Source organism: Streptomyces lanatus (genome assembly GCF_014655715.1).
Lineage (GTDB): Bacteria > Actinomycetota > Actinomycetes > Streptomycetales > Streptomycetaceae > Streptomyces > Streptomyces lanatus.
Map to the genome: position 1 here is coordinate 53,889 of NZ_BNBM01000022.1, position 19,974 is coordinate 73,862.

Consider the following 19,974-nt stretch of genomic DNA (forward strand, 5'->3'; position numbering starts at 1 on the left):
CCGCCACACGGTGACCTCTTGAAACGCCCGAGCCGACCTGAGCTCCCGCTTAGACCGAGGTCCGTGCGACGAGCTGGTGCCACGAACAGCTACTGAGGTGGCGGACCGGCCAACGATGCCGAGTCCTGGGATTAGGTCGCTGCGTGGTTCCTCATGAGCTCGTGACCAGCACAAACGCAAGGCAGCACTGGGAGGAACCTTGATCTATTGCGGCATCGACTGGGCGGAGAGGACGCACGACGTCGCCCTTGTCGACGACGCCGGCCAGCTGCTGGCCAAACGGCACATCACGGACGACACTGCCGGCTACAAGATCCTACTGAACCTGCTCGCCGAGTACGGCGACACGGCGGAGCACCCGATCCCGGTGGCGATCGAGACGTCCCGCGGCCTGCTGGTGGCGGTCCTGCGAACCGGCAAGCGGCAGGTGTTCGCGATCAACCCGATGGCCGCCGCCCGCTACCGCGACCGGCATAGCGTCTCGCGCAAGAAGTCTGACCCCGGCGACGCCTTGGTCCTGGCGAACATCCTGCGCACCGACATGCACGCCCACCGGCCCCTCCCCAGCGACAGCGACCTGGCTCGCGCCGTCGCCGTCCTGGCCCGCGCCCAGCAGGACGCCGTCTGGAATCGGCAGCAGACTGCTAACCAGCTCCGTTCCCTGCTCCGCGAGTACTACCCAGCTGCCTTGGACGCTTTTGCGATGTGGACCAACGGTCTGTGCCGACCTGAGACTCACGAACTCCTCCGGCTCGCGCCAACTCCTTCCCGGGCTGCGCGGCTTACTCGCACTCAGCTTCAGGCCGCTCTCAAACGGGCCGGCCGTAAGCGCGGTATCGCGGCCGACGCCGACCGGCTTCGCGAGGTCTTCCGGGCCGACTCGGCCCACCAGCCGCCCCTGGTCGAGGAAGCGCTTGGCAAGCAGATGCTCGCCCTCGTCCTGCAGCTGGAGGCCGCCTGCACCGCATCCGACCAGCTTGCCGAGGCGGTGGAGGATGCTTTCCCCAAGCACCCGGACGCTGAGATCGTCCTCAGTTTCCCGGGCCTCGGCGTCCAGCTCGGCGCCCGGGTGCTCGCCGAGATCGGAGACGATCGCAATCGCTTCGCCGACGCCCGTGGCCTGAAGGCCTACGCCGGTTCCTCGCCCATCACCAGGGCCTCCGGCAAGAAGTCCGCCATCACCCGTCGGTGGGTCAAGAACGACCGCCTCAACCACGCCGGCTACCTCTGGGCCTTCTCCGCGATCACCGCCTCACCCGGCGCCAAGACCCACTACCGGCGCCGCCGCGACGACCACGGAGACTGGCACGCAGCTGCCCAGAGGAACCTCTTCAATCGCATGATCGGACAGCTCTACCACTGCCTCCAGCACGGACAGCGCTTCGACGAGGACGTCGCGTTCCCCACGACCGCCGAGACTGCCGCGGCATGAGATCCCTCAGCCGGCGACTGCGCGGGACCAGCGCTCATGGATGACGGCCTGCTTCCGCTCAAGCTCGGCATCCATCATCCGGTTGGTGAAGGTCCCCGGAATCGTGAGCGAACGCCCACGAACCCGGACGATCCGCAGGTCCCACCAGATTCCGCTCCGCAACGCTCGCTGCCGCCTCTCGATACCGGCGACCTCATCCCAACGGATCGAGCGCCCGCTGACGAACGTGCGGAACTCCACACCCGTCGCAGTCAGAAGCACCCGCCCATAGATCGAGTTGATCGTGCCGACGAAGATGGCCAAGGAGAGGACCGAGAAGCCACCGACCCACCACCAACGGCCAGGTGCACGCGCGGTCAGGCCCACCGCCACCGTCACTCCGGCAAGCGCCAGCATCACGATGCCGTTCCGCCACCAGTACCTCTGCCGATCAGCAGAGCTGAAGCCGATCCACACATCGGGCATGTTCATGATGCTACCGATGCTGACTCGAACAACGAGCCTCCAGACTTGACGAGTTAGGCCCCTGAGGTGTCTACGGGGGCGCACTGACTGCGAGGCACCGCTCACGCACTCAGTAGGTGGGCAGGGTCCTCGGTCCGAGGTCGTCGCGGGCGGGCGGTGGCGCCAGGCGCACGGAGGCGCTGAGGACGCTCACGCCGTGGGTCGCGACGACGACCGGCTCCAGGGTGACCGCGACGACCTCGGGATGGTCGTCGACCAGCCGCGACACCCTCAGCAGCAGCTCCTCCAGGGCGGGGGTGTCGACCGGCTTGGAGCCGCGCCAGCCGAAGAGGAGCGGTGCCGTCCGGATCGACCGGACGATCGAGGTCGCGTCGCGGTCGGTGACCGGGATCAGCCGGTGCGCGGTGTCGCCGAGCAGCTGGGAGGCGGCTCCTGCGAGCCCGAAGGACAGCACGGCGCCGGCCGCGGGGTCGATCACGGCCCGTACGACGGTGTCGACGCCGCGCGGGGCCATGCTCTGCACGACCGGCCTGAGCTCCTCCGGCCTGCCGAACAGCTCGTTCAACTCGGCGTAAGCACGGCGCAGTTGCTCCTCGTCCGTCAGGTCGAGCCGTACGCCCCCGAGGTCGGCCCGGTGGCGCAGGTGCGGGGCGGTGGCCTTGAGGGCGACGGGGTAGCCGAGGGTGCGGGCGGCGTCGGCGGCCGCGTCGGGGCTGGGGGCGTGCAGGGCTCGGTGCACCTGGATGCCGTACTTGCCGAGCAGGTCGCAGGTCTCGTCCGGGCCGAGCGTGAGCCCCTGCCCGCGCGCGAGCAGTCCGTCGATCAGCCGGGCGGCGCCCTTCTCGTCGATGTCCTCGTACTCGGGCACCTTGCCCGGCTCGGCCGCCTCGCGTCGCCACTGGGAGTAGTTGACGGCCTCGGCTAGGGCGCGGACGGCACGCTCGGCGGCGGGGTAGGCGGGGATGAGACGGGGGCTCTCGGAGGTGTCCGACTGCTCGGGCGGTGCCTCGGCCGGGAAGTCGAGCGGGCGGATGGGGTGGGCGCGCGTCGCGGTGGCCGAGGGCTTCGGGCGCGCCTGGGGTGCGGTGCTGGCCGCGGCCGACAGTGCCTCGGCGAGCCCTCCGAGTTCCACGTGGACCACCAGGACGGGTTTGCCCGGGACCCGCTCGGCCGCCGTTCGCAGGGCCTCAGCGAGTTCGGCGTCGCCGGTCGACGCGTCGCCGATCGCCGGTATCGCGGTGACCACGACCGCGTCGCAGGTCTCGTCGGCGAGTGCGCGCGAGAGTGCCTCGTGGAAGTCGGCCGCTGACGCGCCCGTGGTCAGGTCCAGCGGCGGCAGCGGCCGTAGCCCCTCGGCGAGGCAGGCGTCGTAGGTGAGCAGCCCCAGGGACTCGGAGTTCCCGAGGATCGCCACCCGCGGGCCGGTCGGGAGCGGCTGGCGGGCGAGCAGCAGGCCCGCGTCCACCAGTTCGGTGATGGTGTCGACGCGGATCACGCCGGCCTGCCGCAGCAGCGCGGACACCGTGGCGTGCGGCAGCCGGGTGACCCGTACGGTGTGGCCCTGCGGCGCCGCCCCGCCGTGCCGCGCGCCCTGCACCACGACCAGGGGCTTGGCCGCCGCGGTGCGCCGGGCGAGGCGGGTGAACTTGCGGGGGTTGCCGATGGACTCCAGGTACATCAGGACGACATCGGTGTCCGGGTCGTCGTACCAGTACTGCAGGACGTCGTTGCCGGACACGTCGGCGCGGTTGCCGGACGACACGAAGGTGGACACGCCGGTGACGCCGGTCACTCCGCCGCCGCGTCGGTGCAGCCGGGACAGCAGGGCGATGCCGATGGCGCCGGACTGGGCGAACAGCCCGATGCGGCCCGGCCTCGGCATCTCGGGCGCGAGGGAGGCGTTCAGGCGAACGCTCGCACTGGTGTTGATGATCCCGAAGGCGTTCGGGCCGATGATGCGCATGCCGTACGCGCGCGCGTGCCGGACGAGTTCGCGCTGGCGCTCGCGTCCGTCGGGCCCGCTCTCGGCGTACCCCGCGGAGAGCACGACCAGCCCCTGCACACCGTGCTCACCGCATTCGGCGACCACCTCGGGGACGTACGCGGCCGGGACGGCGACGACCGCGAGATCGACCTGCTCCTCGATCTCCCGGACCGAGCGCTGCGCGGGCACGCCGTCGATTTCCTTGAGGTCCTGGGGGAACGCCTTGTTCACGGCGTACAGCCGCCCTGTGAACCCGGCGTCCCTGATGTTGCCGAGGACGCCGCGACCCACCCCGCCCGGGGTGCGTCCGACGCCGATGACGGCGACGGAGCCGGGGGCCAGCAGCCGGCGCACGGACCTGGCCTCGGCGCGCTGCTCGCGCGCGTACTGCACGGCGAGCGAGCGGTCCGTCGGCTCCAGGTCGAACTCCAGACGTACGACGCCGTCCTCGAAGCTGCGCTTCTGGGTGTACCCGGCGTCCGTGAACACCTTGATCATCTTGGAGTTGGCGGGCAGCACCTCGGCGGCGAAGCGACGGATGTCACGCTCGCGCGCGACCGCCGCGATGTGTTCGAGGAGGGCGGAGGCGACGCCGCGCCCCTGGTGGGCGTCCTGCACGAGGAATGCGACCTCGGCCTCGTCGGCCGGTGCGGACGCGGGCATTCCATCGGCGCCGATCCGGTCGTAGCGTACGGTGGCGATGAACTCGCCGCCCACCGTGGCCGCGAGTCCCACCCGGTCCACAAAGTCGTGGTGCGTGAAGCGGTGGACGTCCTTCGCGGACAGTCGCGGGTAGGGCGCGAAGAAGCGGTAGTACTTCGACTCGTCCGACACCTGCTCGTAGAAGCTGACCAGGCGCTCGGCGTCATCAACGGTGATGGGGCGGATGCGCGCGGTGCCGCCGTCGCGCAGCACCACGTCGGCTTCCCAGTGGGCGGGGTACTCGTGCCGGTCCGAGGCGCTCTGCATGGGGCCCAGATTACGGCTCGCGTCTGACAACGGCGCGGGGCAGTCTGTGGAGGACGGTTTGTCGGGTCGAGGCCGCGACCCGACGGTCACCTCGGGAGGGGCGCTTTGTCCCTCCCGGCCTGCTTCACGGGTGTGGGAAACTGGTCTAGACAACCCTGAACACCGAAGGGCAGCATCACATGGCTGAGCGCCGCGTCAACGTCGGCTGGGCCGAGGGCCTTCACGCCCGCCCCGCTTCCATCTTCGTCCGGGCCACCACGGCCGCAGGTATCCCGGTGACGATCGCCAAGGCTGACGGCAACCCCGTCAACGCGGCCTCCATGCTGGCTGTCCTGGGCCTCGGCGCCCAGGGCGGCGAGGAGATCGTCCTCGCCTCCGACGCCGAGGGCGCGGACGTCGCCCTCGACCGTCTGGCGAAGCTGGTCTCCGAGGGCCTCGAGGAGCTGCCCGAAACGGTCTGAATGGCCTGAGCGGGACTCCGAAGTGAACGGTGCAGCCGCGTCCGCCTTTTCGGCGGGCGCGGCTTCGCTGTTTCGGCGGGCACGGCTTCATCGCTTTCAGACGGGCATGCCGGAATTCAGGCAGCACGTCGGCGCAACTGAAAAAGGGCAGCGGAAATTCACCGCCACCGAATTTCTCCTCTTTGTATACGGCGCCCGTGTTAATGCCGCAGGCTCGGCATGTTTACGGGATGTTGCGAATTCCTCACACGCTCCGTGCGCTCTCCGGCGGAGCCGAACCGCAGCCGGTGCGCGGAGAGCGTGCGCTCGGTGTGCAGGGCCGTCATCGCGCGGGCGCGTTCGCCGTCGCCGCGCGCCACCGCGTCCACGATCGCGCCGTGCTCGGTCCAGTACTCCACAGGATCGGCCGGCGCCTCGACGGCGTACATCCAGGCGATCTTGTGCCGCAGCTGGGTCAGCATCGAGGTCAGGGCGGGGCTGCCGGAGGCCTGGGCCAGCGTCTCGTGGAACCAGCCGCCCAGCGAGCGCAGGTCGTCGCTGTTTCCCCGCCTGGCCCGCTCCTGCCCCAGCCTGACCAGGCCGCGCAGGACCTTCAGATGGGCCTCGGTGCGCCGCTGGGCGGCCCGGGCGGCACCGAGCGGCTCCAGGAGCGTACGCATCTCCAGCAGGTCGGCGGCCTCCTGCTCGGTCGGTTCGGCGACGCACGCGCCCGCGTGCCGCCGGGTCACCACGAAGCCCTCCGCCTCCAGGGTGCGCAGGGCCTCACGGACGGGGACGCGGGAGACGCCGTAGCGACGCGCGAGCAGTTCCTCGGTGAGCCGGCCGCCACGCTCGTAGACACCGGCGACGATGTCGTCCCGGATCGCCGTGCACACCGAATGCGCCGGAATACGCATGAGCGACCTCCGCCTTAATCCCCGTGAAACGCGTCGACGAATGACGTGTTCAATGACGTGTTCTCAGTGACTCTATGGCAACCGGCCGGAATTTCCGACGGGCGGCCGGAATCCATGGATATTTTTTGGTCAGGCGTTCGGCCCTGCGCGTTCGGTCCTGCGCGTCGGGTCCTGAAACGCGGAAAGCCCCGGCTCGATGAGCCCGGGGCTTCGCGCGGGTGCCTGTGGGCGTCAGACGTTCACGCCGTGCGAGCGCAGGTAGGAGACCGGGTCGATGTCGGAGCCGTACTCCGACGTCGTACGGGCCTCGAAGTGCAGATGCGGACCGGTGACGTTGCCGGTGGCGCCGGACAGGCCTATCTGCTGGCCGGGGGTGACGGTCTGACCCACCGAGACGCCGATGGACGACAGGTGGCCGTACTGGGTGTACGTGCCGTCGTTCATCTTGATCACGATGTTGTTGCCGTACGACCCGCCCCAGCCGGCCTCGACGACGGTGCCGGCGCCGACCGCGTGGACGGAGGTGCCGCTCGCGGCGTGGAAGTCGACGCCGGTGTGGCTGCCGGAGGACCAGACGGCGCCGCCCGACTTGTAGCCCGTGGATATGTACGAGCCGGCGATGGGAGCGACGTAGGACATGAGGCGCTTGCGCTCGGCCTCGCGGGCGGCGCGCTCCTTGGCCTCGCGCTCCTGCTTGGCCTGCTCGGCGGCCTTCAGACGCGCGGCCTCCTTGGCGGCCTGCTCGACGGCGGCGGCCTCCTTGGCGGCCCGCTCCTGGGCGATGGCCTGGGCGTCGATCTGGTCGGCGATCGAGTTGTCGAAGGTGATGACGGGGATGAGGCCGGTCTGCTCCGCGGCGGGCTCGGCGGCGAGCGCCGGGGCGGCCAGGGTGCCGATGACGCCGGTGGCGGTGAGTGCGGCGACACCCGCCGCGCGGGCGGTGGTGCGCTCGAAGCGGCCCGGCCGGCGGTGCCTGCCGGTGGCGCGGTTCTTCTCGCCGCTCTTCTCGGTGCTGTTCCCGGTGGCGCAGGTGAACGCCATGTAGTGGCTGGTCCTTTCCTTCCTTCTCGCCTACCGGGTTAGCTGACGGGTTCGGAGCAGGAAGGTCTCCTACGGGCCCCCTCGCGGCTCGCGCGGGCGTCCGATTCACCCCAGGGACTTCGATGGGTCCCCGGCTCCCCTGGCTCGCGCCGTACGGGGACTCGGCGATGGCTGTCCGGTGCCGCGGACGCGGCGCACTGCCTGACGGACAGCCCGGAAGACGCTAAACGGGACATCTTTCAATCCCCAAACGGATCACGGCTTTTGTAGCGCATCCCACAGGCCAGACAGGCAACCTCTCCCTCAATTCGGGCATAAGGGGCCCTGGTGACTCTCTCGTCACCAGGGCCCCTACGCGCGCGTGGCGGCGTCGCGGTCTACTCGGCTGCCACGACCGTGACTTCGCCGATCCCGAGGGCCTCTACGGGCTCCCGGATCTCGGCGGCGTCACCGACGAGGATCGTCACCAGACGGTCCACCGGGAAGGCGCTCACGGCCGCCGCGGTGGCCTCCACGGTGCCGGTCGCGGCCAGCTGCTGGTACAGCGTCGCCTGGTAGTCGTCGGGCAGGTGCTGCTCGACCTGGTCGGCCAGGGTGTTCGCCACGGACGCGGCCGTCTCGTACTTCAGCGGCGCCACCCCGACGAGGTTCTGCACGGCGAAGTCCCGCTCGGCGTCGGTGAGCCCCTCGGCGGCGACCCCGCGCAGGACCTTCCAGAGGTCGTCCAGGGCCGGGCCGGTGTTCGGGGTGTCGACGGAACCACTGATGGCGAGCATCGCCGCGCCCGAGCCGTCCGGGGCGGAGCGCAGCACCTGGCCGAAGGCCCGCACACCGTAGGTGTAGCCCTTCTCCTCGCGCAGCACCTTGTCCAGGCGGGAGGTGAGGGTGCCGCCGAGGCAGTAGGTGCCGAGCACCTGCGCGGGCCACACGCGGTCGTGCCGGTCGGCTCCGACACGGCCGATCAGCAGCTGCGTCTGGACGGCGCCGGGGCGGTCGACGATGACGACGCGTCCGGTGTCGTCCGCGGTGACCGGCGGGACGGGGCGCGGCTCGCCCGAGGTGCCGGTCCAGGCGCCCAGGGTGTCGCCGAGCAGGGCGTCGAGGTCGACGCCGGTGAGGTCGCCGACGACCACGGCGGTGGAGGTGGCGGGGCGTGCGTACCGCTCGTAGAAGGCGCGTACGGCCTTGGAGTCGATGCCTTCGACGGTGTCCTCGGTGCCCTGGCGCGGGCGGGACATGCGCGAGGTCGCCGGGAACAGCTCCTTGGAGAGCTCCTTGGCGGCGCGCCGCCCGGGGTTGGCCAGCTCGTGCGGGATCTCGTCGAGGCGGTTGCGCACCAGGCGCTCCACCTCGGCGTCGTCGAACGCGGGTGCCCTGAGGGCGTCGGCGAGCAGGCCGAGCGCCTTGGGCAGGCGGGAGACGGGCACCTCCAGGCTGACCCGGACGCCGGAGTGGTCGGCGTAGGCGTCGAGGGTGGCGCCGCAGCGCTCCAGCTCGGCGGCGAACTCCTCGGCGGTGTGCTGGTCGGTGCCCTCGGACAGGGCGCGCGCCATGATCGTGGCGATGCCGTCCAGGCCCTTCGGCTCGGCGTCCAGGGGCGTGTCCAGGAGTACCTCGACGGCGATGACCTGCTGGCCGGGGCGGTGGCAGCGCAGGACGGTGAGGCCGTTGTCCAGCTTGCCGCGCTCGGGTGCCGGGAACGCCCAGGGCCGGGCGGCGCCCGCCTGGGGCTGCGGGTGGAACTCCATGCTGGCGAGCTCGGTCACTGGGCCGACTCCTCGTTCTCGTCGGTGCTGGCGGCTTCCAGGTCCTCGTCCTCGTCGGCGGTCGGCTCGTACACGAGCACCGCGCGGTTGTCGGGACGCAGCCGGGCCTGGGCGACCGCCTTGACCTCCTCGGCGGTGACGTCGAGGACGCGCTCGACCGCGGTGAACGCGAGCTGCGGGTCGCCGAACAGCACGGCGTACCTGCACAGTTCGTCGGCGCGGCCCGCGACGGTGCCGAGCCGGTCCAGCCACTCGCGCTCCAGCTGGGCCTGCGCGCGCTCCATCTCCTCGGCGGTGGGGCCTTCCTCAGCGAACCGCGCGAGCTCCTCGTCCACGGCCGACTCGATGACGGGCACCTCGACGTCGCCGGAGGTCTTCACGTCCAGCCAGCCCAGGGAGGGCGCACCGGCCAGGCGCAGCAGGCCGAACCCGGCCGCCACGGCCGTACGGTCGCGTCGCACGAGGCGGTTGTAGAGACGGGAGGACTCGCCGCCGCCGAGGACGGTCAGCGCCAGGTCGGCGGCGTCGCACTCGCGCGTGCCGTCCTTCGGGAGGCGGTAGGCGGCCATCAACGCGCGCGCGGGGACGTTGTCCTCGACGACCTCGCGCAGCTGCTCGCCGATCACGTCGGGCAGCGAGCCGTCGCGCGGCTCGGGCTTGCCGTCGTGGCCCGGGATGGTGCCGAAGTACTTCTCGACCCAGGCGAGCGTCTGCTCCGGGTCGATGTCGCCGACGATGGACAGCACGGCGTTGTTGGGCGCGTAGTAGGTGCGGAAGAACGCGCGGGCGTCCTCCAGGCTGGCCGCGTCCAGGTCGGCCATCGAGCCGATCGGCGTGTGGTGGTACGGGTGACCGTCCGGGTACGACAGGGCGGTCAGCTTCTCGAAGGCCGTGCCGTAGGGCACGTTGTCGTAGCGCTGGCGGCGTTCGTTCTTGACGACGTCCCGCTGGTTCTCCAGGCCCTCCTCGTCGAGCGCCACCAGGAGGCTGCCCATGCGGTCGGCCTCCAGCCAGAGCGCGAGCTCCAGCTGGTGGGCGGGCATGGTCTCGAAGTAGTTGGTGCGCTCGAAGCTGGTGGTGCCGTTCGGCGAGCCGCCGGCGCCCTGGACGAGCTCGAAGTGTCCCGTGCCCTTCACGCTGCTCGAACCCTGGAACATCAGGTGCTCGAAGAGGTGGGCGAGTCCGGTACGGCCCTTGACCTCGTGGCGGGAGCCGACGTCGTACCAGAGACAGACCGCGGCGACCGGCGTGAGGTGGTCCTCGGAGAGCACCACGCGCAGGCCGTTGGCCAGGCGGTGCTCCGTCGCGGTGAGGCCGCCGGATTGTGCCTCCGGTGTGGCCGTGTGACCCATGGGCAAGGTGTCCTTCCGGTCGCGTGCGCTGCGTTGTGCCGAGCAGTTCGGCTTCAGTTCCTGCCACTGTATGCAGCGTCCGGAGGGTCGGCGAAGTTCCCGGTCGGAACAGGTCGGGTGGAGGGTGGGGGACGTGGGCCGGGTCGGCTCGTCGTACCGCGCCTCTTGCCGCGTTTCGGGGCGGTCCTGTGTCGCGCCGGGGCCGGTGCCACTCGCTCGGGTCGGGCCGCGCCCGCCGTGTGGCCTGCGGCATCGGCACGGCGGGCCGGTCGACCGAGGAGCACACGCGCGTGCCGGGTCGTGTGACTCGCGGAAGCCATCCACGCCGGGTTCCGCCCGCGGCCTTCGCACGGCTGCCCGTCGATCACTCCGGCGAGTGAACGCTCTCGTGGCGCTGGCTTGCCGCGGGGCCGGGTAGGTTGCCCCTCCGTCGGCAAGCACCCTGTCGTCCGAGGCCGTTGGTGCCCGATCGCACCCTCGGTCGCAGGTGGGACCGGGCATCGGCGACACTTCTCACGCGCCGGGCGGGGGCCCAACATCGGGTCCTGGTCGGTGGTTGTCAGTGCCGCGGTCCACAATGGTCCGCGTCAGATCCGTCCACGCCTCAGTAAGGAGCCGGCAGCGATGGCCCGCCGCAGCACGAAGACCCCGCCGCCCGACGACTCGTACGAGGAGAAGATCCTCGACATCGACGTCGTCGACGAGATGCAGGGCTCCTTCCTCGAGTACGCGTACTCGGTCATCTACTCCCGCGCGCTGCCGGACGCCCGCGACGGCCTCAAGCCGGTGCATCGGCGCATCGTCTACCAGATGAACGAGATGGGTCTGCGCCCCGACCGCGGCTATGTGAAGTGCGCCCGTGTCGTCGGCGAGGTCATGGGTAAGTTGCACCCGCACGGCGACGCGTCGATCTACGACGCCCTGGTGCGCATGGCCCAGCCCTTCTCGATGCGCGTCCCGCTGGTCGACGGCCACGGCAACTTCGGCTCGCTGGGCAACGACGACCCGCCGGCCGCCATGCGATACACCGAGTGCCGCCAGGCCCAGGCCACCAGCCTGATGACCGAGTCCATCGAAGAGGACACGGTCGACTTCACCCCCAACTACGACGGCCAGGAACAGGAGCCGGTGGCGCTGCCCGCCGCCTTCCCGAACCTCCTGGTCAACGGCGCCTCCGGGATCGCCGTCGGCATGGCCACCAACATGCCGCCGCACAACCTCGGCGAGGTCATCGCGGCCGCCCGCCATCTGATCCGCTATCCGAACGCGGATCTGGACACCTTGATGAAGTACGTCCCGGGCCCCGACCTGCCCACCGGCGGCCGGATCGTCGGCCTCTCGGGCGTCCGGGACGCGTACGAGTCGGGCCGCGGCACCTTCAAGATCCGCGCCACGGTCGAGATCGAGACCGTGACCGCCCGCCGCAAGGGCCTGATCGTCACCGAGCTGCCCTTCACGGTCGGCCCGGAGAAGGTCATCGCCAAGATCAAGGACCTGGTCGGCTCGAAGAAGCTCCAGGGCATCGCCGACGTCAAGGACCTCACCGACCGCGAGCACGGCCTGCGTCTGGTCATCGAGATCAAGAACGGCTTCGTGCCGGAGGCGGTCCTGGAGCAGCTGTACAAGCTGACGCCGATGGAGGAGTCCTTCGGCATCAACAATGTGGCGCTGGTCGACGGCCAGCCCCTCACCCTGGGCCTCAAGGAGCTCCTGGAGGTCTATCTCGACCACCGCTTCGAGGTCGTCCGGCGCCGCAGCGAGTTCCGCCGCGGCAAGCGCCGCGACCGCCTCCACCTGGTCGAGGGCCTGCTGACGGCGCTCGTCGACATCGACGAGGTCATCCGCCTCATCCGCTCCAGCGACAACAGCGCACAGGCAAAGGAGCGCCTGATGGAGCGCTTCTCCCTGTCCGAGATCCAGACCCAGTACATCCTCGACACGCCGCTGCGCCGTCTCACCAAGTACGACCGCATCGAGCTGGAGGCGGAGAAGGAGCGGCTCAACGCGGAGATCGCCGAGCTGACCCGGATCCTCGACTCGGACGCCGAGCTGCGCAAGCTGGTCTCCGCGGAACTGGCCGCGGTGGCCAAGAAGTTCGGCACCGAGCGGCGTACGGTCCTGCTGGAGGCGGCCGGCGCCCCGGTCTCCGCCGTACCGCTCCAGGTGGCCGACGACCCGTGCCGGGTGCTGCTGTCCTCGACGGATCTGCTGGCCCGTACGGCCAACGGCGATCCCTTCGCGGAGGACGGCGACGCGAAGCGCTCCAAGCACGATGTGATCGTCTCGGCGGTACCGGCCACGGCGCGCGGCGAGGTGGGCGCGGTGACGTCCACGGGCCGGCTGCTGCGGATCAACGTCGTCGATCTGCCGACGCTGCCGGAGACGGCGTCGAGACCGAACCTCGCGGGCGGCGCGCCCCTGTCGGAGTTCGTCTCCCTGGAGGACGGCGAGACGGTGGTCTGTCTGACGACCCTCGACGAGTCCTCCCCGGGCCTCGCCCTCGGCACCGCACAGGGCGTCGTCAAGCGTGTCGTACCCGACTATCCGTCCAACAAGGAGGAGTTGGAGGTCATCACGCTGAAGGAGGGCGACCGGATCGTCGGCGCGGTCGATCTGCGCACCGGTGAGGAGGACCTGGTCTTCATCACGGACGACGCCCAGCTGCTGCGCTACCAGGCCGCGCAGGTCCGCCCGCAGGGCCGCGCCGCGGGCGGCATGGCGGGCATCAAGCTCACCGAGGGCGCGAAGGTGATCTCCTTCACAGCGGTGGACCCGGCTGCCGACGCGATGGTGTTCACCGTCGCGGGCTCGCGCGGCACGCTGGACGACTCGGTCCAGACGACGGCCAAGCTGACCCCGTTCGACCAGTACCCGCGCAAGGGCCGCGCCACGGGCGGTGTGCGCTGCCAGCGGTTCCTGAAGGGCGAGGACTGTCTGTCCCTGGCCTGGGCGGGCGCCGTCCCGGCGAGGGCCGCGCAGAAGAACGGCACCCCGGCCGAACTCCCGGAGGTCGACCCGCGCCGCGACGGCTCGGGTGTGTCACTGGCGAAGACGGTGTCGGTGGTGGCCGGCCCGTTCTAGGCCTCCTGGACGACCCCGTCCTCCGGATCCTGTACGTAGCGCATAACGCCCCACATGCCATGCTCGTCGGCGTGTGGGGCGTCGCTCTTGCACGCCTCCAGCTCCTTGGCCAGCGCGGCGGCGTCGATGCCGGAGCCGATGAGGACGAGCTGCGTGAGGCGAGGGCCGGCGGCTGGCCACGGCTCCGGGTAGAAGCGCAGGAACGGCCCGACGGCGTGCACGGCGTAACGGTTCGCGGTGTCGTACGGGCCGAAGTCGACGTAGCCCTTGATCCGGTACAGCCCCTCCGGCCTGCTGTCCAGGAACCCCATCAGCCGCCGTGGGTCGAGAGCGACCTCGGAAGCGAAGGACAGGCTGTCGTAGGCCGTGTGCAGATGGCCGGAGTGGTCCTCGTGGTGCTCGTGCAGGTCGTCGAAGGACAACTGCCCCATGCGCTCCGCACTCGGACGGCAGTCGAACAGGAATTCGGGGTCGATACGACCGTAGGTGGCGGGGACGACGGCGGCGCGATCGGCGAGCCCGCGCACCAGCCCGAGGACGCGCTCGGCGTCCGCCGTCCGGTCGAGCTTGTTGACCACGACGAGGTCGGCGAGGGCCAGATGCCGGTCGATCTCGGGGTGCTTGGCGCGCGTGTCGTCGAACTCGGCGGCGTCGACGACCTCGACGAGACCGCCGTAGACGATGCCCGGATGCTCGCTGGCGAGCAGCATGCGCACGAGCTCCTCGGGTTCGGCGAGCCCGCTGGCCTCGATGACGATGACGTCGATGCCGGCGGACGGGCGGGCGAGCCGCTCCAGATAGACATCCAGCTCGCTCGCGTCGACCGCGCAGCACAGACAGCCGTTGCCGAGGGAGACGGTGGAGTCGCCGAGTGCGCCGGCGACGGCCATGGCGTCGATCTCGATGGCGCCGAAGTCGTTGACGATGGCACCGATACGGGTGCCTCCGCCGCGGTGGAGGAGGTGGTTGAGCAGAGTCGTCTTGCCGGAACCGAGGAATCCGGCGAGAACGACGACCGGAATCTGCTGCGGACCGGGGTTCGGCTGGCTCAACGTGCGACCTTTCTCACGCCGACGGGTGCACCGGCTCGCAGCTCGGCGCACATGCGAGGAATTGAATGCCGCCCCAGGATACGAGCCGGAAGAATCACCGCGAAGTGAACGATTGTTAGCAGCACTTGCCGGGCAGACGTTGGGCAAGGCGCTGGAGCGTGCGACCCTCGCTTCCCTCCGTGCGCCTCCTCTCCGCCTCCCCGCCGATCAGAGCCGCTCGGCACTCTGGGAGACGGCAAGCGCCGCCCACCGCTCGCCGGTCCCCTCCAGTCGACCCGCATCCAGTCGACCCGCACCCCGACGACCGGCGGACGGCCGCCTGATTCGGGGGTTGACATGGCCACACGGAGGACTGGGATACGAGGGCTGGGCACAGCCGTGGCCGCGGGCTTGGGCCTGGTGACAGGAGCCCTGGCCGGCCTGTCCGCGCAACGCCGTGCCCTGGACTCGCTGCGCATCCGCCTGGAGCACCTGGAAGAACAGGTGGCGCACACCCATCACCACAGCAACCTGGCCAACCAGCAGCATCTGCACTGGGAACTGCTGAGCAAGGCGATCGACAGCCCCGAGCTGGCGGAGGTCCTGGACATCTTCGAGGTGCCGGCGTCACCGCAGAAACGACGCCAGTACCTGTTCGCCAATGCCCTGTACACCAATCTGCTGTTCTACTACCGCATCGGAAATCTGAGCCGCGAGGAGTTCTTCGGGCGCGTGAGGGGGCTGCTGCAGAACCCCGTCGTCAAGGAGTACTGGTTCGCGACCCAGGGCCAGCGGGCCACGCTTCCCGAGGACTCGGACGAGGCGGAACTGGGCCGCCTGGTCGACGATCTGCTCCGTCAACTCGATGACGCGGACGGCGAGGAGTGGTGGGTGGTCGGAGAGCCGCCGGTCGACTGAGCGGCCGTTTCCGGCGGCGGACTGCTGACCTGCGGGAACGGGGCGTCTGCCTGGAGGACGTCTGGATTCGCTGACATAGCGTGCTTCTCTGCCAAGCCCACTACAAGGTGAAACACGCGTGCGTCTCATGCTGTGTCGGCTTAAAGCAGCATGCGGATCTGCTGTGGGAGCACCCGTGCCCAAACTGTGCTGTGCCCCTCATGTGTGCCGGTCGTGCCTTCGCTCCGCCGCCCAGGGGTGAGGTGCGCGGGCGGTGTGTGAACGTCTCCGGCAGCCGCGGCAAGGCGGGCGCGGAGAAATCACACCGGCGGGCGATAACGAACCAGTTAAGTGCCCAGTTGTCCCAGACGCCACTGGGGTTGACTCTCGCACGATCGCGTAGAGCGACTCCACAAGAGCGCCACTCACGCCGCCGGATGACGAGTGCACCCCACAGGGCAGCCTCCACCCCGCAGCCGTCGCGCGCGCCAGTTCTTCTTCAGTCGTGAATCAGAGGTAAGCAACAGTGAGTCAGATCATCCGTCGGATCGGCGTCCCCCCAAGTCACCGGGGGAGCACAGGAGGAGGCAATTGCCCTGACATCTTCGAGCTGGCCGACGGTAATTTCGCGGTCATCGGCACGGACGCCACGGACTCGCTGGACCCGGACCTCCCCTCCGACGCCTCGCGCGCCGACTACGAGCGCATCGTGGTCATCACACGCGAGACGCTGATCCGCGCCAAGGCGGACATTCCCGATGCGTAGGTGACGTCATGGATCAGGTCGGTTCCACGGCGCTCATCGGTGCGATGAGCGGCTTCGTGGCCACTGTCACGTCAGTCGTGGTGGCGGGGACCGTGTCACGGCAGGGCCGACAGCCCCGGGCCCCACATCCACTGGCGCGCTGACGAGGGCACCTCATGGGTCCGGCACCGCCCCGGTGCCGGACCACAGGCATTTTCCGGGGTGCACCGGGAAGCGGCACCACGCCCCCTCGGCAAGTCACCCCGACTCAAGTCAGGTTAGGCTCACCTCTGTGAGTACGTGCTCAACCGTCTCGCAGGACCTCGACGAGCCCATCGCGGGGACCGCGGCGACCGCGACGACCTGGCTGCTGCTGGAGCAGCCCGGTCCGTGGGGTGCCAAGGCGCTCACCCAGAGCCACCTGGATCCCGCGCTGGGCCGTGCCCTGGAGGAGGCCGCGCAGGGCACAGGTGTACGCGTCGCGCTCATCCGCCGCCCCGGTCGGCACGCCGACTGCGGTGGCCCCGCCGAGCGCCAGGTGTACATGGCCCACACCGTGCCCGGGAACGTCCGGTTGCACGCCGCCACGATCAGCGACCCCCGCCAGCTGCTCGACCTCGACTTCGCCGCTCTCGGCATGGGTGATCACCACACCTTCGACTCGGTTCTCCAGGGGCAGCCCCACACAGGCGACCCGCTCGCCCTCGTCTGCACCAACGGCAAGCGGGACCGCTGCTGCGCCCTCCTGGGCCGCCCCCTCGCGGCCGAGCTCGCCGCCTCCGGGGTGGACGGTGTCTGGGAGGTCACCCACCTGGGCGGGCATCGCTTCTCCCCGACGCTGCTGGTGCTGCCGTACGGCTACGCATACGGGCGGGCGCATGCCCATGCCGTCAAGGAGATCCTGCACAGCGTCCAGGACGGACGGATCGTCGTCGAGGGATGCCGCGGGAACTCGGCCTGGGAGCGGCCCGGCCAGGCGGCCGAGCTGGCGGTGCGCAGGGCGACGGGCGAGGACGCCGCGGAGGCGCTGAGCGTCGTACGGACGGCCGGCGCGGCCCCGCGGTGGGAGGTGACCGTCGCCCACGCGGACGGCCGCCACTGGCGCGTCAGCGTGGCTCAGAGCGCCGCCCTGCCGCCCCGTGCCGAGAGCTGCGGGGCATCGGTGCTCGGCTCGCCCGCGCGGATGGACGTGGTGGCGGTGCGCGAATCCACGATCACGACGGCGGCGGCACTGGCCGGCTGAGCGGGTACACCGGCACGGACTCGCCGCTCGACCGGGCTCCACCGGATCCCTCCCGGGCCTGTAACCGGACCGCGACCACATTCCCCCCACCGCTAACCGCCCGCCCAGTGCCCCACCCCACATCGATCAGGAGATCCACGTCACACCCCGCTACGGCTCCCCACCCCCGCCCACGTACCGTCATGGGTATGAGCCCCACTCCCCCCGCCCGTCGCCTGCGCCTGGGCCTGCCCCGGCGGATGTTCGCGCAGGTGCTGCTGATGCAGGTGGCGATCGCCGCGGGAGTCGCGGTGCTCGCGACCGGACTGTTCCTCGCGCCGCTCAGTGACCAGCTGGACGACCAGGCGATGCGTCGCGCGCTGTCGATCGCGCAGACCACGGCCGCCCAGCCGCAGATCGCCGAGGATCTGACAAGCACGTCCGCGACGCCGGGCGGCCCGGTCCAGCGGGAGGCGGAGCGGATCCGGGAGGCCACCAAGGCGGAGTACATCGTCGTGATGGACCGACGCGGGGTGCGCTGGTCCCACCCCACGCCGAGCGAGGTCGGCCGGCTCGTCTCGACCGACCCGGGCCAGGCCCTCGCCGGCCATGAGGTCATGGAGATCGACAACGGCACGCTCGGCCGCTCCGCGCGCGGAAAGGTGCCCTTGCGCGACGGCGACGGGAAGATCGTCGGGGCGGTCTCGGTCGGGATCGCGTACGACAGCGTGCGGGCGCGTCTGCTGCACGCCATCCCGGGGCTGCTCGCGTACGCGGGCGGCGCGCTCGCGGTCGGTGCCCTGGCCGCCTGGCTCATCTCACGGCGGGTCCAGCGGCAGACCCGCGACCTGGCCTTCTCCGACATCTCGGCGCTGCTCGCGGAGCGCGAGGCGATGCTGCACGGCATCCGGGAGGGCGTCGTCGCCCTTGACCGCGGCGGCCGTATCCGCCTCCTCAACGACGAGGCGCGCCGCCTGCTCGGCATCGGCGACGAGGCCGTCGGCAGGTCTCTCGACGAGGCGCTCGGCACGGGCCGTACGGCCGATGTGCTGGCCGGCCGGGTGACCGGCACCGATCTGCTCACGGTGCGCGGCCAGCGCGTCCTGGTCGCCAACCGCATGCCCACCGACGACGGCGGCGCCGTCGCCACCCTGCGCGACCGCACCGAGCTGGAGCAGCTCGGCCGGGAGCTCGACTCGACGCGCGGCCTGATCGACGCCCTGCGCGCCCAGGACCATGAGCACGCCAACCGGATGCATACGCTCCTCGGGCTGCTGGAACTGGAGATGTACGACGACGCCGTGGAGTTCGTCGGCGAGGTGGTCGGCGATCATCGGGCCACCGCGGAGCAGGTCGCCGAGAGGATCCAGGATCCGCTGCTCGCCGCGCTGCTGGTCGGCAAGGCGACGGTGGCCGCGGAGCGCGGCGTCGCGCTGCGGCTGTCGGATCGCACGGGGCTGCCGGACCGGCTGATCGACCCGCGCGGGCTCGTCACGATCGTGGGCAACCTGGTGGACAACGCGCTGGACGCCGTCGCGGGCACCCCGCACGCGCGCGTGGAGGTGGAACTGCGCGCCGAGGGACGCAGCGCGACCCTCAGGGTGCGCGACACAGGGCCGGGAATCCCGGAGGAACAGCGCGAGTTGATCTTCACCGAGGGATGGTCCACCAAGCAGCCGCCGGCCCACCGTGAACGCGGCATCGGGCTCTCCCTGGTGCGCAGGCTCGCCGAACGGCAGGGTGGCGGCGCGACGGTGGGCGAGGCGGAAGGCGGCGGCGCCGAGTTCACGGTCGTCCTGCCCGAGGCGCTGGCCGAGCCGGCCCTGGAACTGGAACCGGCCCTCACCATGCCGTCGGATCCGCACACCGTCGCCGAGGAGGAGTCGCGATGATCGAGGTCCTGGTCGTGGACGACGACACGCGCGTGGCGCGGGTCAACGCCGCCTACGTCGAGAAGGTTCCGGGTTTCCATGTGGCCGGTGAGGCGCACAGCGCGGCCGAGGCGCTGCGCCGCGTGGAGGAACTTCCTGAGCTGGACCTGGTCCTCATGGACCACTACCTGCCCGACGAGACGGGTCTGGCGGTCGTCCAGGAGATGCGCCGCCGCGGCCACCAGACCGACGTGATCATGGTGACGGCCGCTCGGGACGTGTCCACGGTACAGGCGGCGATGCGGGTCGGGGCGCTGCAGTACCTGGTCAAACCGTTCGCCTTCGCGGGCCTGCGCAACAAGCTGGAGGCGTACGCGGAGCTGCGCCGCACCCTCGACGGCGGCGGCGAGGCGGAGCAGGCCGAGGTGGACCGCATCTTCGGCGCCCTGTCGGCGTCCTCGGAACCCGACCTGCCCAAGGGCCACTCCCCCACCACGGCGGAACTCGTACGCCGCTCCCTGATGAACGCCGAAGGCCCCCTGTCGGCCCAGGAGATCGCCGAACGCACCGGCGTCAGCCGCCAGACCGCCCAGCGCTATCTCAAGCTCCTGGAACGCACGGGACGGGCCCGTCTCACCCTCAAGTACGGGGACGCGGGCCGCCCGGAACACCGTTACGTGTGGGCGACCCGCGCCTGAGGCACGGCCCGTGGGGGCGGGGGAAGGAACCGTGCCCTCCTCTTCATACGGATTCCGGCCGCC

15 protein-coding genes and 1 riboswitch are annotated in these 19,974 nt (G+C 70.7%); of the genes, 8 read left to right on the forward strand and 7 right to left on the reverse strand.

Going from position 1 to position 19,974, the window contains the following annotated elements; translation table 11 throughout:
* The first annotated feature begins 199 nt into the window (after positions 1 to 199).
* A complete protein-coding gene (locus IE325_RS39755; RefSeq protein WP_190075058.1) occupies positions 200 to 1,432 on the forward strand; it encodes an IS110 family RNA-guided transposase in 1,233 nt (410 codons plus the stop codon).
* Between the two features lie 6 nt (positions 1,433 to 1,438).
* Here the strand turns inward: IE325_RS39755 and IE325_RS39760 are convergent, their stop codons facing one another.
* The gene (locus IE325_RS39760) at positions 1,439 to 1,897 is read right to left on the reverse strand and encodes a hypothetical protein (protein ID WP_190075059.1); all 459 of its coding nucleotides are present in this window, start codon (positions 1,895 to 1,897) and stop codon (positions 1,439 to 1,441) included.
* A 109-nt stretch (positions 1,898 to 2,006) separates the two neighbouring features.
* Entirely contained in the window at positions 2,007 to 4,850 is a 2,844-nt protein-coding gene (locus IE325_RS39765) for a bifunctional acetate--CoA ligase family protein/GNAT family N-acetyltransferase (protein WP_190075060.1), read from the reverse strand.
* 179 nt (positions 4,851 to 5,029) lie between these two features.
* On the opposite strand from IE325_RS39765, the gene IE325_RS39770 reads away from it, so the two are divergent.
* A complete protein-coding gene (locus IE325_RS39770; RefSeq protein ID WP_062703811.1) occupies positions 5,030 to 5,311 on the forward strand; it encodes an HPr family phosphocarrier protein in 282 nt (93 codons plus the stop codon).
* Between the two features lie 200 nt (positions 5,312 to 5,511).
* Here IE325_RS39770 and IE325_RS39775 read toward each other — a convergent pair whose 3' ends face one another.
* From IE325_RS39775 to IE325_RS39790, 4 genes are all read right to left on the reverse strand, one after another.
* Positions 5,512 to 6,207, reverse strand: a complete 696-nt coding sequence (locus IE325_RS39775; protein WP_190075061.1) for a GntR family transcriptional regulator — start codon at positions 6,205 to 6,207, stop codon at positions 5,512 to 5,514.
* A 231-nt stretch (positions 6,208 to 6,438) separates the two neighbouring features.
* Positions 6,439 to 7,248: a M23 family metallopeptidase gene (locus IE325_RS39780; protein ID WP_190075062.1), complete on the reverse strand. Its 810-nt coding sequence runs from the start codon at positions 7,246 to 7,248 to the stop codon at positions 6,439 to 6,441.
* A 13-nt stretch (positions 7,249 to 7,261) separates the two neighbouring features.
* A riboswitch (cyclic di-AMP (ydaO/yuaA leader) is annotated at positions 7,262 to 7,425 on the reverse strand.
* A gap of 200 nt (positions 7,426 to 7,625) precedes the next feature.
* On the reverse strand, positions 7,626 to 9,014 hold the full coding sequence (locus tag IE325_RS39785) for a M16 family metallopeptidase (RefSeq protein WP_190075063.1): 1,389 nt from the start codon (positions 9,012 to 9,014) through the stop codon (positions 7,626 to 7,628).
* The gene (locus tag IE325_RS39790) at positions 9,011 to 10,366 is read right to left on the reverse strand and encodes a M16 family metallopeptidase (protein WP_190075064.1); all 1,356 of its coding nucleotides are present in this window, start codon (positions 10,364 to 10,366) and stop codon (positions 9,011 to 9,013) included. Before IE325_RS39790 ends, IE325_RS39785 begins: the two co-directional genes overlap by 4 nt.
* A gap of 624 nt (positions 10,367 to 10,990) precedes the next feature.
* Between IE325_RS39790 and IE325_RS39795 the strand changes: the two genes are divergently transcribed.
* Positions 10,991 to 13,447, forward strand: a complete 2,457-nt coding sequence (locus IE325_RS39795) for a DNA gyrase/topoisomerase IV subunit A (protein WP_190075065.1) — start codon at positions 10,991 to 10,993, stop codon at positions 13,445 to 13,447.
* On the opposite strand, the gene IE325_RS39800 is transcribed toward IE325_RS39795, so the two are convergent.
* Entirely contained in the window at positions 13,444 to 14,499 is a 1,056-nt protein-coding gene (locus tag IE325_RS39800) for a CobW family GTP-binding protein (protein WP_190075066.1), read from the reverse strand. The genes IE325_RS39795 and IE325_RS39800 overlap by 4 nt on opposite strands.
* Before the next feature lie 378 nt (positions 14,500 to 14,877).
* Here IE325_RS39800 and IE325_RS39805 point away from each other — a divergent pair, with 378 nt between their 5' ends.
* From IE325_RS39805 to IE325_RS39825, 5 genes are all read left to right on the forward strand, one after another.
* A complete protein-coding gene (locus IE325_RS39805; protein ID WP_308437708.1) occupies positions 14,878 to 15,396 on the forward strand; it encodes a DUF6082 family protein in 519 nt (172 codons plus the stop codon).
* A 505-nt stretch (positions 15,397 to 15,901) separates the two neighbouring features.
* On the forward strand, positions 15,902 to 16,141 hold the full coding sequence (locus IE325_RS39810; RefSeq protein WP_190075068.1) for a hypothetical protein: 240 nt from the start codon (positions 15,902 to 15,904) through the stop codon (positions 16,139 to 16,141).
* A gap of 271 nt (positions 16,142 to 16,412) precedes the next feature.
* Positions 16,413 to 17,363: a ferredoxin family protein gene (locus IE325_RS39815; protein WP_190075069.1), complete on the forward strand. Its 951-nt coding sequence runs from the start codon at positions 16,413 to 16,415 to the stop codon at positions 17,361 to 17,363.
* A gap of 188 nt (positions 17,364 to 17,551) precedes the next feature.
* Positions 17,552 to 19,234 carry an ATP-binding protein gene (locus tag IE325_RS39820; RefSeq protein WP_190075070.1) on the forward strand — a complete coding sequence of 561 codons (1,683 nt, stop codon included), beginning with the start codon at positions 17,552 to 17,554 and terminating at the stop codon, positions 19,232 to 19,234.
* Complete coding sequence (locus IE325_RS39825) at positions 19,231 to 19,911, forward strand: response regulator (protein ID WP_190075071.1); 681 nt, start codon at positions 19,231 to 19,233, stop codon at positions 19,909 to 19,911. The genes IE325_RS39820 and IE325_RS39825 overlap by 4 nt, the downstream gene beginning before the upstream one ends.
* Positions 19,912 to 19,974: the final 63 nt, after the last annotated feature.